This is a genomic window from Mycobacterium asiaticum (genome assembly GCF_001668675.1).
Classification (GTDB): domain Bacteria; phylum Actinomycetota; class Actinomycetes; order Mycobacteriales; family Mycobacteriaceae; genus Mycobacterium; species Mycobacterium asiaticum_D.
Genome location: NZ_LZKQ01000071.1, coordinates 1 through 14032, shown reverse-complemented (window position 1 = coordinate 14032; position 14032 = coordinate 1). Strand labels below are relative to the sequence as shown.

At 68.4% G+C, this 14032-nt stretch carries 15 protein-coding genes; 4 read left to right on the top strand and 11 right to left on the bottom strand.

Going from position 1 to position 14032, the window contains the following annotated elements; genetic code table 11:
- Nucleotides 1–7: 7 nt before the first annotated feature.
- The gene (locus A9X01_RS06665) at nucleotides 8–973 is read right to left on the bottom strand and encodes a DMT family transporter (RefSeq protein ID WP_065119995.1); all 966 of its coding nucleotides are present in this window, start codon (nucleotides 971–973) and stop codon (nucleotides 8–10) included.
- A 476-nt stretch (nucleotides 974–1449) separates the two neighbouring features.
- Between A9X01_RS06665 and A9X01_RS06660 the strand changes: the two genes are divergently transcribed.
- Nucleotides 1450–2805: a DUF349 domain-containing protein gene (locus A9X01_RS06660; protein ID WP_065119994.1), complete on the top strand. Its 1356-nt coding sequence runs from the start codon at nucleotides 1450–1452 to the stop codon at nucleotides 2803–2805.
- On the opposite strand, the gene A9X01_RS06655 is transcribed toward A9X01_RS06660, so the two are convergent.
- From A9X01_RS06655 to recA, 5 genes are all read right to left on the bottom strand, one after another.
- Nucleotides 2802–3416: an Rv2732c family membrane protein gene (locus A9X01_RS06655; RefSeq protein WP_065119993.1), complete on the bottom strand. Its 615-nt coding sequence runs from the start codon at nucleotides 3414–3416 to the stop codon at nucleotides 2802–2804. The two genes, A9X01_RS06660 and A9X01_RS06655, sit on opposite strands and share 4 nt — an antisense overlap.
- Entirely contained in the window at nucleotides 3417–4961 is a 1545-nt protein-coding gene (gene miaB / locus A9X01_RS06650; protein WP_065119992.1) for a tRNA (N6-isopentenyl adenosine(37)-C2)-methylthiotransferase MiaB, read from the bottom strand. It abuts the gene before it with no gap.
- A gap of 245 nt (nucleotides 4962–5206) precedes the next feature.
- Entirely contained in the window at nucleotides 5207–6163 is a 957-nt protein-coding gene (locus tag A9X01_RS06645; RefSeq protein ID WP_065119991.1) for a GGDEF domain-containing protein, read from the bottom strand.
- 15 nt (nucleotides 6164–6178) lie between these two features.
- Nucleotides 6179–6703, bottom strand: coding sequence for a recombination regulator RecX (recX, locus tag A9X01_RS06640; protein WP_065119990.1), 525 nt, complete (start codon nucleotides 6701–6703; stop codon nucleotides 6179–6181).
- The gene (gene recA / locus A9X01_RS06635) at nucleotides 6669–8801 is read right to left on the bottom strand and encodes an intein-containing recombinase RecA (protein ID WP_065119989.1); all 2133 of its coding nucleotides are present in this window, start codon (nucleotides 8799–8801) and stop codon (nucleotides 6669–6671) included. The genes recX and recA overlap by 35 nt, the downstream gene beginning before the upstream one ends.
- Nucleotides 8802–8974: 173 nt before the next feature.
- Between recA and A9X01_RS06630 the strand changes: the two genes are divergently transcribed.
- Nucleotides 8975–9622, top strand: coding sequence for a (2Fe-2S)-binding protein (locus A9X01_RS06630; protein ID WP_065120089.1), 648 nt, complete (start codon nucleotides 8975–8977; stop codon nucleotides 9620–9622).
- A 79-nt stretch (nucleotides 9623–9701) separates the two neighbouring features.
- On the opposite strand, the gene A9X01_RS06625 is transcribed toward A9X01_RS06630, so the two are convergent.
- The gene (locus A9X01_RS06625; protein WP_436405236.1) at nucleotides 9702–9896 is read right to left on the bottom strand and encodes a DUF3046 domain-containing protein; all 195 of its coding nucleotides are present in this window, start codon (nucleotides 9894–9896) and stop codon (nucleotides 9702–9704) included.
- Between the two features lie 31 nt (nucleotides 9897–9927).
- Nucleotides 9928–11085 carry a glycosyltransferase gene (locus A9X01_RS06620; protein WP_065119987.1) on the bottom strand — a complete coding sequence of 386 codons (1158 nt, stop codon included), beginning with the start codon at nucleotides 11083–11085 and terminating at the stop codon, nucleotides 9928–9930.
- A 43-nt stretch (nucleotides 11086–11128) separates the two neighbouring features.
- Here A9X01_RS06620 and A9X01_RS06615 point away from each other — a divergent pair, with 43 nt between their 5' ends.
- The gene (locus tag A9X01_RS06615; RefSeq protein ID WP_065037559.1) at nucleotides 11129–11563 is read left to right on the top strand and encodes a limonene-1,2-epoxide hydrolase family protein; all 435 of its coding nucleotides are present in this window, start codon (nucleotides 11129–11131) and stop codon (nucleotides 11561–11563) included.
- Nucleotides 11564–11565: 2 nt separating this feature from the next.
- On the opposite strand, the gene pspM is transcribed toward A9X01_RS06615, so the two are convergent.
- The 3 genes from pspM to clgR form a co-directional block, all read right to left on the bottom strand.
- The gene (gene pspM, locus A9X01_RS06610) at nucleotides 11566–12390 is read right to left on the bottom strand and encodes a phage shock envelope stress response protein PspM (protein WP_065119986.1); all 825 of its coding nucleotides are present in this window, start codon (nucleotides 12388–12390) and stop codon (nucleotides 11566–11568) included.
- A 12-nt stretch (nucleotides 12391–12402) separates the two neighbouring features.
- Nucleotides 12403–13224 carry a phage shock protein PspA gene (gene pspA / locus A9X01_RS06605; protein ID WP_065119985.1) on the bottom strand — a complete coding sequence of 274 codons (822 nt, stop codon included), beginning with the start codon at nucleotides 13222–13224 and terminating at the stop codon, nucleotides 12403–12405.
- 120 nt (nucleotides 13225–13344) lie between these two features.
- The gene (clgR, locus tag A9X01_RS06600; protein ID WP_065119984.1) at nucleotides 13345–13665 is read right to left on the bottom strand and encodes a transcriptional regulator ClgR; all 321 of its coding nucleotides are present in this window, start codon (nucleotides 13663–13665) and stop codon (nucleotides 13345–13347) included.
- Nucleotides 13666–13736: 71 nt separating this feature from the next.
- Here clgR and A9X01_RS06595 point away from each other — a divergent pair, with 71 nt between their 5' ends.
- Nucleotides 13737–13979 (top strand): CDP-alcohol phosphatidyltransferase family protein, encoded by a 243-nt coding sequence (locus tag A9X01_RS06595; RefSeq protein WP_436405238.1) that lies wholly within the window; start codon nucleotides 13737–13739, stop codon nucleotides 13977–13979.
- Nucleotides 13980–14032 lie beyond the last annotated feature (53 nt).

The following is a 14032-nucleotide window of genomic DNA, read 5'->3' as shown; positions in this document are numbered from 1 at the left end:
GGCCGCGTCAGGCGGAGGTGGAGCCCCAGGCCGGGCCTTCGGCGGCGGATACCGGGGCGGCGTCGGCGTCCTGCTCGGCCAGCTGATCCGGACGGTCGCCACCGGATTCGGCCACGATGGTGGCGGCCTCGCCGCGGGCCAGTCCGACGGTGGCGATGATCACCACGGCGACGGCTGCGATCAGCAGGATCCACTCTGGGCCATCGGCCACCAGCGTCTCGCCCAGCACCGTGATGCCCAGGATCGTGGCCACCGTGGGCTTGGCCACCGTCATGGTCGGCAAGGACGCCGTCAGCGCGCCGGCGCGGAACGCCGACTGCTGGAAGATCATCCCGCACAGCATCATGATCAGCCAGGGAACGAACTCGGGTGCGGTCACCGCGGCACCCAGTCCCTGCAGGTGCAGGACGTCGACGACGCCCTTGGTGAGCACCGCGAACAAGGCCAGCGAGGAACCCGCGGTCAGCGCGAGCAGCACGGCGGCGGCGGGGCGGCCGTGCAGCACCTTGGCCGCGACCACACATGACACCAGCAGCGGGCCCATCACCGCGGCCACGATGATCCAGGTGCTCAGCGGCGCCCGGTCGTGACCGGCCGTCGGGTCACCAACGATGATGACCACGGCCAGGGAGGCCGCCAGCGTGACGGCCCACAGCCACTCCGAGCGCGTGGTCTTGTGATGGGTCAGACGCGAATAGATCGGCAACGCGAACAACAACGCCGTAACCTGCAGCGCGGTCACCAACATGACCGAAGCCCAGACCAGCGCCACCGCTTGCAGGCTGTAGTTGAGGATCGCGCACAGGCCGCCCAGCCACCACCGGGTGTCCCGCAGGGACATGCCGAACAGCTTGAGGTGCCCGACATGCTGGTCGGTGATCTCGTGCGCCGAGCGCTGCCGGATCACATCGCCGGTCGCCGACGCGAGCGCTGCAAACAGCGCGATTATTCCGGCGATACCAACCATCGACATGGGCGACCCTCAATTCCCGACTTCGCTACCAGCGTTCCCCCGGCCGTTCGCTGGTAGTTCAACGAATACTCTATGGCCCTATATACGCTCTGGACAGTGATTTAGCCTCTCGTCGCATCCCCACACTCGCCCATCGACCTAAGCGGCGCCCAGAGCCAGCTATGTGGCACCTGTGAAAACCCGGTTCGATGTGGCGGCCCAGGCCACCGACGTCCTTTGGTAACGGTACCCGCGCTCACGAAGTCCCTATCGTGCGCAACCCAACGGGAATGCTTTCGTTACCGCGTTTCCGAAGGCATCGGACGAAGGTGGCAGCGGAGGACTGCACGAACTGCTTCAATATCTGTGGAACCGGTCGGGGACCTGACTACGGGCTCAGGCAACACCAGAATTACCGACCGGACAGGTGCCGCTTCGCGCGGCAGCTGCGCGGGAAGTGGACCGCGCGACCGGCTAAAGGGTAGGTGACGAGCACGATGACGGGTGGCAACGACTTCGCAGGTCCGACGGCTGAACCAGTGTCGAGACCGGTTCCCGGACCGCGACCGGGACCACGACCCGGTCCCCGGCCGACGCCGCGGCCCGGCGCTGCAGTAACGCACCCGGTGCCCGGCCCCCCGCGCAACGATCCGCACCGGTTCGGCCGGGTCGACGACGATGGCACCGTGTGGCTGATCAGCTCGTCCGGCGAGCGCGTCATCGGTTCCTGGCAGGCTGGTGACCCCGAAGCCGCATTCGCGCACTTCGGCCGGCGCTTCGAGGACCTGAGCACCGAGGTCGCCCTGATGGAGGAGCGGCTGGTGTCGGGGACCGGGGATCCCCGCAAGATCCGGGCGAACGCCGCCGCGCTGGCCGAAACGCTGCCCACGGCGGCGGTGCTGGGCGATGTCGACGCGATCGGCAACCGGCTCGCCGACATCCAGGCGCGCATCGACGTCTACGTCGTCGCCAACCGCTCCCGCCGCGAAGAGCACCGGGCCGCCCAGACCGCCCGGAAGGAAGCGCTGGCCGTCGAGGCCGAGGACCTGGCCGCGAATTCGACGCAATGGAAGATCGCCGGCGACCGGCTGCGGGCGATCCTCGACGAGTGGAAGACGATCACCGGGCTGGACCGCAAGGTCGACGACGCGTTGTGGAAGCGCTATTCGGCGGCGCGGGAGACCTTCAACCGGCGCCGCGGATCGCATTTCGCCGAACTGGACCGGGAGCGGTCGGGGGTTCGCCAGGCCAAGGAACGGTTGTGTGAGCGGGCCGAGTCGCTGTCCGACTCGACGGACTGGGCAGCCACCAGCGCGGAATTCCGCCGGCTGCTCACCGAATGGAAGGCGGCCGGACGCGCCAGCAAGGACGTCGACGACGCGTTGTGGCGCCGGTTCAAGGCCGCGCAGGACTCGTTCTTCACGGCCCGCAACGCCGCCACCGCGGAGAAGGACGCCGAGCTGCGCGCCAATGCGGCCGCGAAGGAGGCGTTGCTGTCCGAGGCGGAGAAGCTGGACATCAGCAATCACGACGCCGCCCGGGCGGCGCTGCGCTCGATCGCCGACCGATGGGATGCCATCGGCAAGGTCCCGCGGGAGCGGTCCGCAGACCTGGAGCGGCGGCTGCGTGCGGTCGAGAAGAAGGTGCGCGAGGCCGGCGAGTCGGACTGGGCGGACCCGCAGGCGCAGGCCCGCGCCGAGCAGTTCCGCGCCCGCGCCGAGCAGTTCGAACAGCAGGCCGCGAAGGCCGCCGCGGCTGGCAAGACCAAGGAAGCCGACGAGGCCAGGGCCAACGCCGAGCAGTGGCGTCAGTGGGCCGACGCAGCCGCCCAGGCTCTGACCCGCCGCTCCTAGCGGTCGGGTGGCGTTTCGCCGCGGCCGGGTTCTGTGTCGTCGGGCAGGTTGTCCAGCAGGGTCCTGGCCTGGTCCTGGGCCACGACGCGACGGCGCTCCTCCTCGGCGGCGAGCTGCACGATCGTGCGCTGCCACACCACCCGCGCCCAGTGGAACGTCAGCAGGATGACGGTTATCCAGGTGACGATCAGGCCGACGCCCGGGCCGGGATGTCCCGCCGGCGCCGTCTGACGCGACCACACCGCCAGCATTCCGGTGCCGCTGGCCAGCATGCAGCCGGCCAACGCCACCCAGGCCACCGCCCAGCGCCGGGTCAGTAGCGCCAGGATCGAGAAGCCGACGCCGAACACCAGCGTCAGCCAGGCGAAGACCCGCGACGGCAGCGCCACCCCGGCCGTATCGGCACCCCGGCCGGCGAACAGCACGTCCCACCCCCGCACGCTGCCGGTGTGCGGCAGGATGAACGCCCCGAGTAGCACGAACACCAGCACCGCGACCACCAGTGCCCTGGCGCCGGGCTCGATCTCACGCGCGACGCGGCGTTCGGCCGCCTCGATCTCCGACCGGTAGGCGTCGAAATCCCCCACGTCTACTTCTCCAATCCCACCCATCTATTGGGCTGCTCCGGTCGATGCGCCGCATCCCGCCGGTTCGGCCGGCGCAGCGGGCCGCCCGACGCCAGGCATGCCTAGGCCGACACCGCTCGGGCGCCGGCCCGCCGCGTGGGCGTCACCGGCGCGGGTACGGCGATGGCTGAGGATGCCCGCGTCGGCGATCAGGTGGTGCGGCGCGGCCTCGGTGATTCGGGCGGTGACGATGTCACCCGGACGTATTTCCTGGTCACCGGCGGCGAAGTGGACCAACCGGCCGTCGCGGGCCCGCCCGGTCATCCGTGCGGTGCGGGTGTCCTTGCGGCCTTCCCCGGTGGCGACGAGCAGTTCGACAGTCTGGCCCAGGAGCGCGCGGTTGTGCTCGAGCGAGATCCGCTCCTGCAGTTCGATCAGTCGCTCGTAGCGTTCCTGGACGACGGCCTTGGGCAACTGATCGGGGAGGTCGGCGGCGGGGGTACCGGGCCGCTGGGAGTACTGGAAGGTGAACGCGGCCGCGAACCGTGCCTGCTCAACCACGTCGAGGGTGGCCGCGAAGTCTTCCTCGGTCTCGCCGGGGAAGCCCACGATCAGGTCGGTGGTTATCGCGGCGTGCGGCATGGCCGCCCGGACCCGCTCGATGATGCCCAGGTAGCGCTCGGCGCGGTAGGAGCGGCGCATCGCCCGCAGAATCCGGTCGGACCCGGACTGCAGCGGCATGTGCAGCGCGGGGCAGACATTGGGTGTCTCGGCCATTGCCTCGATGACGTCGTCGGTGAATTCGGCCGGGTGCGGTGAGGTGAACCGGACCCGCTCCAGCCCTTCGATGCCGCCGCAGGCGCGCAGCAGTTCGGCGAAGGCACCGCGGTTGCGCGGAATCGCCGGGTCGGCGAAGGAGACGCCGTAGGCGTTGACGTTCTGGCCCAGCAGGGTTATCTCGAGCACACCGGATTCCACCAGCGACCGCACCTCGGCCAGCACGTCGTCCGGGCTGCGGTCCACTTCCTTACCCCGCAGCGACGGGACGATGCAGAACGTGCAGCTGTTGTTGCAGCCGACGGAGATGGAAACCCAAGCCGCATAAGCGGATTCGCGTGCACTGGGCAGCGAGGAGGGGAATTCCTGCAGCGCCTCGGCGATCTCGATCTGCGCGGCGTTGTTGTGCCGGGCGCGTTCGAGCAACGTGGGAAGCGACCCGATGTTGTGGGTGCCGAACACCACGTCGACCCACGGCGCCTTGCGCAGCACGGTGTCGCGGTCCTTCTGCGCCAGGCAGCCGCCGACCGCGATCTGCATGTCGGGATTGCTACGTTTGCGCGGCGCCAGGTGGCTGAGGTTGCCGTAAAGCTTGTTGTCGGCGTTCTCCCGCACGGCACAGGTGTTGAAGACGACGATGTCGGCGTCGGCTCCCTCGGTGGCGCGCTGGTAGCCGGCAGCTTCGAGCAGCCCGGCCAGCCGTTCGGAGTCGTGCACGTTCATCTGGCAGCCATAGGTACGGACCTGATAGGTGCGCGCCGAAACCACGGTCGGGGCATCCCCCGGCACGTCCCGCGCCACCGTCGAAGTCACCCGGATATGGTACGGCGAGGTCGCCCTGGCCGATGAACCCGCAGGCCGGGGCGATCGCGAGCGCGGCGAAGCCGGGCGACGCGGGTCGCCCCGTCAAGGCGCCCGGCGATCGCGAGCGCGGCGAAGCCGGGCGACGCGGGTCGCCCCGTCAAGCCGCCCGGCGATCGCGAGCGCGGCGAAACCGGGCGACGCGGGTCGCCCCGTCAAGCCGCTCGGCCATCGCGGGCGCGGCGAAGCGGCGCAGATCAAGCGGCCCCAGTGGCGCGCTTGACGGCGTACATGTTCCGGTCGGCGGCCCGAAGCGGGTCGGGCTCCCCCGCGGCGATTCCGGCACTGAAGCCGACCTGGCCACCCACCTCGGTCCAGCGCTGACGCAGCCGGGCCACGACCTGCTCCGCGGCGCTGTGGTCGGCGCCGAGCAGCATCAGCAGGAACTCGTCACCCCCGATCCTGAAGACAACGTCGTCCTGGCGCACCGACCAGCGCAGCGCGTCGGCAAAGGTGACGAGGAGTTCGTCGCCGGCGGCGTGCCCGTGCGTGTCGTTGTACTGCTTGAAGTTGTCGAGGTCGATCAGCACGATCGTCGACGCGCCGGTGTGCAATGACAGGTGGTGGCCGAGCGTGCTGCGGTCGAGCAGCTGGGTGAGGGCATCGGTCTGGGCGATCTGGTGCGCCAGCTCGGTCTGCCGTGTCAGCTGGGCGATCAGCCAGGCCGGCACCTCGGCCACGATCACCCACATCAGTGCGGCGGTCACCGCGGTCGGCGGCAGCCCGCCGGGATGCGGGCCGGCGCCCACGACGAACGCGACGACACCGAGCGGCGCGAGGACCAGCGAGCGCCAACGCGGACACGTCAGCCCGATGTAGACGAACGTGATCGTGATCGTGCCCGGCAGTTGCCGAGTGGCGTCCGAGTCAACGGACCCGACCACGATCGTGAGGACAAGCGAGGCAATGGGCCAGCCCAGGAGCAAAACGCGCTTGTTCTGCCAGCCGATCGTCCGGCCCACCACCGCGACAACCCCGGCCAAAAGCGTTGCCCCGCCCAGGATCCAGTACATCCGGACGTCGACGCCGCTGCCGGCGACGGACGCGGCGTGCACACCGGCGGCACCGTAGAGCACCACCAGGATGAGCAACCCGATCAGGCCGATCGCATGCCAACGACCGGTCGACGGCTGAGGGTCGACGGGCCGGGGCACGAGCCCAGGATAAAACTAGACTCGCCGCCGTTCGCGCTCTGCGGCCAACTCGGCGAAGACCACCTCACACGCCACGTTCTGGCTGTAGCCGCGGCGGGCCAACATCCCGATCAGTCGCCGGCTCACCTTGGCGTCGTCGTCGCCCAACACCTCACGCCGTAGCTTGGCCCGCACCAGCTGCTCGGCCCGCGCCCGCTCAGCACCGCCGTCGATGTCGGCGAGCACCGCGGTGATGACCTCGTCGTCCACACCCTTGGTGTGCAACTCGGCGGCCAGCGCGCGCCGGCTCTTTCCGGTGTTCGCCCGCCGGGACCGCACCCACTGCTCCGCGAAGTCGGTGTCGTCGACCAGCCCCACGGCGGCAAGCCGGTCGAGCACCCGGTTGCTGACGTCGTCGGGATAGCCCCGCTTGGCCAGCCGCCCGGCCAACTCGGCCCTGGTGCGCGCTCGCGCGGTGAGCAGGCGCAGACACAACGCCCGCGCCTGCTCGTCGCGACGCGAGGACTCAGAAGTCGACGGGGGCGGGCAGGACGCTGTCATCGGTCACCACTGCACCAATGCCGAGCTTTTCCTTGATCTTCTTCTCGATCTCGTTCGCGATGTCGGCGTTCTCCATCAAGAAGTTGCGGGCATTCTCCTTGCCCTGGCCGAGCTGCTCGCCCTCGTAGGTGAACCAGGAGCCGGACTTGCGGATGAAGCCCTGGTCGACGCCCATGTCGATCAGCGAGCCTTCCCGACTGATGCCCTTGCCGTAGAGGATGTCGAACTCGGCCTGCTTGAACGGCGGCGACACCTTGTTCTTGACGACCTTGACCCGGGTGCGGTTGCCGACCGCATTGGTGCCGTCCTTGAGGGTCTCGATCCGGCGCACGTCCATGCGCACCGACGCGTAGAACTTCAATGCCTTTCCGCCCGTAGTTGTTTCGGGTGAGTTGTGCACCATCACACCGTCGACGAAGTAGTTGTGGTTGCCCTCGACCTCGATGTCGAAGCGATTCATTGAGCGGGTGTGCGGCTTGACATGGACGTCGAGAATCCGGGCCGGGACCAGCGCTTGAGTCGGTTCAACGAACTCCGGCACCACCTTGCTTTGGCCTCGGAACCGGGGCAGCAATTTGTACTCCATGGATGACGCCATGTACGGCGCCACCAACTCCTGGAACTTGGACGAGGACGCCGTTGAAAACGTCAATACCGCCTTGCCGGCCGAACCCGCGGCACGCAGACGCACATCCATGCCGTATGTGTCGCGCAGGTAGTCACACAACCGCAACCGCGTGCCTTCGGTCATGGCCTCAACACAGATCTCAATGCGTCCGGTGCCGCCATCAGTGCGCTGCTGCAATCCTTTGGAGCGCAAGCTAAATGAACCGTCATCCATGTACCAAATGGCCAGAGCCAATGGGGTCAGCGCCTTGAGGTACTCCTCGGAGAAGAACTTCTTCCCGTCCCCCAGGTACACCGCCCGCCGCAACTCAGCGAGCTCCGGCAACGGGGTGAAGTCGACGAAGCTCGCACCCTGGGCGTTCTCCCGCACCGTGTGCTGGATATTGCCCAACAATGCGGTCTTCCAGCGCAGGTACTCCAACTGCTTAGAACCATGCCCCAGTCGGAACCGGACGCCGTTGCGACCCCGCGGGTTGGGCGACAGGTTCCCGTCACCCATTAGCGAACCCAGCACCACCTGGAACTGCTGGTCACTGAGCAGACGGGGTTCGGCGGCCAACACCCTGTCGCCGGTGTTGAGGTCTCCAGCTTCGGTCCAGCCTCCGGGCGTGCGGATGAGGTGATTAGGCGTGGCGGCAAACTGCGACTTGCCGTTGCCAGCGGACTTCTCCACGGTGAACTGCAGAAACTGTTCGGCTGGCCCGTTGTTGAACCAATTGATTACCTTGCGCGGGACGATCTTGTCTGCCACCGGGTCGTAGGACAGCACCTCGACGTCCATTTTGTTGTTGACGATCTTGCCGATCTTTTCGGTGCTACCGTCTGCCAGGGTCACGCGGGTGGAGTAACTCATGCACCCGAACATCACCCCGATCTTCTCCCGCAGCTGGTTGATGAAGATCGCCGTTGTACCCGAATTGTTCAGCGCGCCAGTCATTTTCCGCAGCGCCTGACTCATCAGCCGGGCCTGCAGACCGACGTGGCTGTCGCCCATCTCGCCTTCGAGTTCCGCGCGCGGCACCAGCGCCGCCACCGAGTCGATGACCACGATGTCCAGCGCGCCCGAGCGGATCAGCATGTCGGCGATCTCGAGCGCCTGTTCACCGGTGTCCGGCTGGCTGACCAGCAGCGAATCGGTGTCGACACCGAGTTTCTTGGCGTATTCCGGATCCAGCGCGTGCTCGGCGTCGATGAACGCCGCGACACCGCCGGCGGCCTGGGCGTTGGCCACCGCGTGCAGCGCCACGGTGGTCTTACCCGAGGACTCCGGACCGTAGATCTCGATGACCCGGCCACGCGGCAGGCCGCCGATACCCAGGGCGACATCCAACGCGATGGACCCGGTCGGGATGACTGAAATCGGCTGGCGCACCTCGTCTCCGAGGCGCATCACCGAGCCTTTGCCGTAACTCTTCTCGATCTGGGCCATCGCCAGTTCGAGAGCCTTCTCGCGGTCGGGGGCTTGAGCCATGATGCCTCTCCTGTAGTCGGTGTTCGGTGACCGGTGTTGGTCGGTTGGCCGTGACACTAGGCGCGGGGTCTGACAAGTCGAGGTCGCCGAATGATCACCACAGTAGCCGAACACTTGTTCGACTCAAGTTCGACACGCCGCGTGTGGCAACATGTCCGGGCAATATGTCCGGGATCGACATCTCCACCGAGCTCGCCGAAGTGGCCTCCTACGGCGGCTTTTTCGCGCTGACCGTGGGCGGCGAACCGACCGGGTGGCATCCGGTCGCCAAGTCCTATGCCGACGGGTTCGCCGAGCTCGTCGGTGCGACCACCGCCCGCTACCGCAGCACCGAACTGCGGGTGGGCGCCTCGCTGGTCCACCTCGGTCACGCCGCCCGGCTCTGGTCGCCGGTGCTGGCCTGCGTGCTGGCTCACGGCGTGCTCCCGGACCTCACCGGGCTGCAACGCGCCGACGACGACGCCCGGCTGCGGCTGCCTGAACCCACCGGCGAACGCGTCGCACCCTCCCCCGAGCTGCTATATCGGGTCGTCGTGCGCGAGCACATGGAACGGTTGGCCGCCGGCCTGCGGGTTGACCTGGCGCTCGGGCTGCTCTACGGCAATATCGCGTCCGCTTTGGTGGGCACGTCCCGGATGCTGCTGGCGGCGCGGCCGGACCTGCGCGAACCGACCACCCGGCTCACTCGTGAGCTGCTCGACACCGGCCGCCTCGCCGGCACCGGCGTCGTCACCAGTCCCGGCCTCGGCTTCCGGCGCAACAGCTGCTGCCTCTTCTACCGCATTCCCGGTGGTGGAAAGTGCGGCGACTGCCCGCTCTAGCCCGCGTTGATTCTGCGCTGGCCGCGGCGTGTTCCCGCAAAACCACGCCCTCAGCGCAGAGTCAACGCCACCCGGGAGGTCACCACTGCTCGCGCGGCACGTCGAAGTCAGCACACAGCGCACGCCATACGTCGCGAGGCTCGACGCCGTCTTCGATCGCCTGGGCGGCAGTGCGACCGTCGAAGCCCGTCAACACGTGATCAACCAGCACCGATGCACCGTAGGCGGCGCCGAACCGCAACGTCACCCGCTCGTGGAACTCCGTCAGCCGCACGCACAGCAACATACCCAGCGCGCCGCCCCGCTCAATCAATCGCTTCGCGGCACACCCGCACCGGGTCGGCCACTCCCGCGACGCTGGCGGCGGCCCGCTGGGCGGCCGCCCGGTAGTCCGGCGAGGCCAACACCTCCTCCACCGCGGCCACAAGAGCGTCGGCGGTCAAAGGCCGGATCAGCTGCCCGCTGCCCTGCCGGACCACTCGATTCGCCATCTCCCACTGATCGCCGCCGCCGGGCACCACGACCATGGGGACGCCCGCCAGCAGCGTCTTGGCGACCATGCCGTGGCCGCCGCCGGCGATCACCAGGTCGGCGTGGCGCAGCAGCTCGTCCTGACGGCCCAGGCCCACCACCGCCCAGGGCGGCGCCGCCAGCTCCTCACCGCCCAGCCAAGACACCACCAGCCGCGAACCGGCCGGCAGCGTCTCTCCCGGCCGCAAGGATTCGAGGGCGAGCTGCGCCAGCCCGGTGGTGCCGGTGTAGGCCGTCGACGGCGCGATCACCACCACTGGACCCGAGCCGGGCGGGATCGCCAGCACCCGTTCGGTCGGCTCGAAGTGCAGGGGGCCGACGACCACCGCCTCGGCCGGCCAGTCCGGACGCGGCACTTCCAGGGCGGGCAACGTGGCGATCAGCCGCCGCGTCGGCCCCGGATCCCGCGCCGGCAGGCCGATCTCGACCCGCACAGTCGCGCGCTGGCGCTGACCCGCCCGCACCGAGCGGGCCGTCAGCGCCCGCATCACCGAGTCCCGCAGGCGGCCCCGCAACCCCGTACCGGGCGCCAGGCCGCTGCCGATCGGCGGCAGCCCCTTCGACGGCAGGTACAGCGGGTGCGGGCAGAGCTCGACCCACGGGATACCGAGCAGCTCGGCGGCCATGCCCCCGCCGGAGGTGATCACGTCGGACACCACCAAATCCGGGCCTAGATCGCGCAAGGTCGGCGCGATCAACACCGCCATCCGGGCAGCCCGCCGGTGAATCCTGGCCCCGGCGTCGAGGTCCTCGTCGGTGGCTTTGAGCCCGTCGAGCTCCACGGCGTCGATCCCGACTGCGCGGGCGGCGTTCAGCCACTCCACGCCGGTGAACAGGGTGGGTTGGTCACCCGCGGCGAGAAAGCGTTGGCAAAGCGCTATCGCCGGAAACGAGTGCCCGGGGTCCGGCCCGGCAACCACGGCGACGCGCATCGGCCCTACCCTGCCACAGCGGCGCTCGCCTACGCTGGCAACCATGACTGAGCTGACTCAGACGACAACCAGTGACAACATCCGCACGGTCGAGGGCTTCCTGTATGCCCTGCAGGACCAGGACTTCGAGACCGCGGATGCCGCGTTGCACGACGACCTGGTCTACGAGAACTACGGGTACTCGCGGATCCGCGGCGGACGCAAGGTGGCCAAGCTCTTTCGCAAGATGGAGGGGCGGATCGGCTTCGAGGTGAAGTTCCACCGGGTGGCCGCCGACGGCAGCGCGGTGCTCACCGAGCGCACCGACGCGCTGATCTTCGGCCCGCTGCGCCTGCAGTTCTGGGTGTGCGGGATCTTCGAGGTGCAGGACGGGCGAATCATCCTGTGGCGGGACTACTTCGACTCGTACGACTTCCTCAAGGCGACCGTGCGCGGGCTGGTCGGGGTGGTCATCCCGTCACTGCGCGCGACGCTCTAGGCCTATTGGGCGCGGCGCAGGCCGCCAAGCTCGTCGAACGCCTGCGCCCAGCCCAGCAGCCGATCCGTCGCGCCGGTGAGCTCGTCGCGGTAACGCTGCTGAGCGAGCATGGTCACGCCGCCCGCATTCTCGCCGTTGACCGACGAGACCAAATGGGCCGCGGCGGTGACCATCTCGTTGTACTGACGGACCCCGGCCCCCAGCTGCGCGGTGTACGCATTGATGGTCGGGACCAGATATTCGCGCGACGACTGCGAGTTCTGCGCGGCCCGTTCCATCGACACCACCTCGGCCGCGGTAGCCGCCATCGCCGCCGAGGTCCGCTTGGCCGCTTCGGTCAGCTCGCTGATCTCGTCGGCCGGCAGGATTGCGCTGCGCTCGATCACACCCAGCAACGAGAAGAATCCGCGCTCGGAGGCGCCCAGCGCGTACATCGCCGGCCGCGCGGCCGAACCGGGCGGCGGCAATCGCCGGCTAACCGCGGGCCGCTGCGAGGGCAGCGGTTCGGACTTGAGCCAGTAATAGCGGAAGAACAGCAGCGTCGCCGGGATCACCATCACCACCGCCACGGCACCGGTGATCTGCAGCAGCAGGGTGAACCAGCCCCAGGCCGCCAGGATCGCGGTCACCAGCGCCCAGAAGATCACCCCGGTGGTGAAGATCCAGGCCCAGCGCAGGGCACGGCGGCGCCGTCGAAGTTGCCGTGCCCGCGGATCGGTGGCGGCGTTGATCTTGGCGAGCAGGAATCCGGACAGGTCGACGACGGTGTCGAAGCCGCGCTGCCACAGGGCCCGTAGAGGCCCGCGCCGATTGGATCGCACCGCCATCGTGTTGCTCTGCTACTGACCGAACGGTTTCTCGGGTACCGCTCCGCCGGGTTCGGTGGCCGGGGTCCCCGGGGTCGCGCCGGGCGCGGCGGCACCGCCGGCGGGCAGGGCGTCACCGCGCATTGAGGCGCGGATCTGCTCGAGCCGCGAGTGTCCGGCCATCTGAACGCCGGCCTGCTCGACCTCGAGCATGCGGCCCTGCACCGAACTCTGGGCGAGCTCGGCGGAGCCGATCGCGTTGGCGTAGCGGCGTTCGATCTTGTCGCGTACCTCGTCGAGGCTGGGGGTGTTGCCCGGGGCGGCGAGCTCGCTCATTGACCGCAGCGACGCGCTGACCTGCTCCTGCATCTTGGCCTGCTCGAGCTGGCTGAGCAGCTTGGTGCGCTCGGCGATCTTTTGCTGCAGCACCATCGCGTTGCGCTCGACGGCCTTCTTGGCCTGCGAGGCCGCCTGCAGGGCCTGGTCGTGCAGGCTCTTGAGGTCTTCCACGCTCTGCTCGGCGGTGACCAGCTGAGCCGCGAACGCTTCGGCGGCGTTGTTGTATTCGGTCGCCTTGGCGGCGTCACCGCTGGCGACGGCCTGATCGGCGAGCGTGAGCGCCTGCCGCACGTTGACCTGCAACTTCTCGATGTCGGCCAGTTGCCGGTTCAGGCGCATCTCCAGCTGACGCTGATTGCCGATCACCTGGGCGGCCTGCTGGGTGAGCGCCTGGTGGGTACGCTGCGCTTCCTCGATGGCCTGCTGAATCTGCACCTTCGGGTCGGCGTGTTCGTCGATTTTGGAGTTGAACAGCGCCATGAGGTACTTCCACGCTTTGACGAACGGATTGGCCATCAGTTAGCTCCGCCTTCGCTTCTTGTGTGCAGGATGGGCGCGAACACTACCCTGCAGCTCAATTTAGTGGGTCAGCCCCGATCGCCCCACCCACGGTGCATATCTAGTGAACGCCGAAGCTTACGCAACCGCCAGGGACGCCACGGGAGGAATGACGACCTTCGTGCTGGCATCGATGGAGGCGCCCACGGTGTAGCCGGCGCGCTCCTCGCGGGCCATCCGCTCACCGGCATCGATGAGCACCTGCGACAGCGGCACCTGCAGGGCGTCACAGATCGCGTTCAGCAACTCGCTCGAGGGTTCCTTGCGGCCGCGCTCGACCTCCGACAAATACCCGAGACTCACCCGCGCCGAATCGGACACCTCACGCAGTGTCCGGCCCTGCGATGTCCGGGTCCCCCGCAGCACGTCGCCAACGACCTCGCGCACTAATGACGCCATCGTGCTCTCCTCTTATCCGGTCATCATTGGAAAAAGCATCAGACGTTAGGTCAACGCCATCAGTGGCCGCGATGGTTCCCCGAGCGCTCAGGCCGTGCGTCTGGCGCGGCGTCATCCCGGCCAGCTGGGGCGGCAAGCTCAAAACCCTGACCCAGGCGGTGGCGATCGGGTTGTTCGTGCTGCCGCTGTCCGGCTTACTGCACACCGCGGCCCAGGTGGTGATGATGCTGGCGATCGTGCTCACGGTCATCACCGGAATCGACTATGTCGCCTCGACGGCCCGCGAGATTCGCCGCGCCAGACGCACGGCCTGAGCGCTCGGGGAACCATCGCGGCCACTGATGGCGTTGACCTAACGTCTGATGCT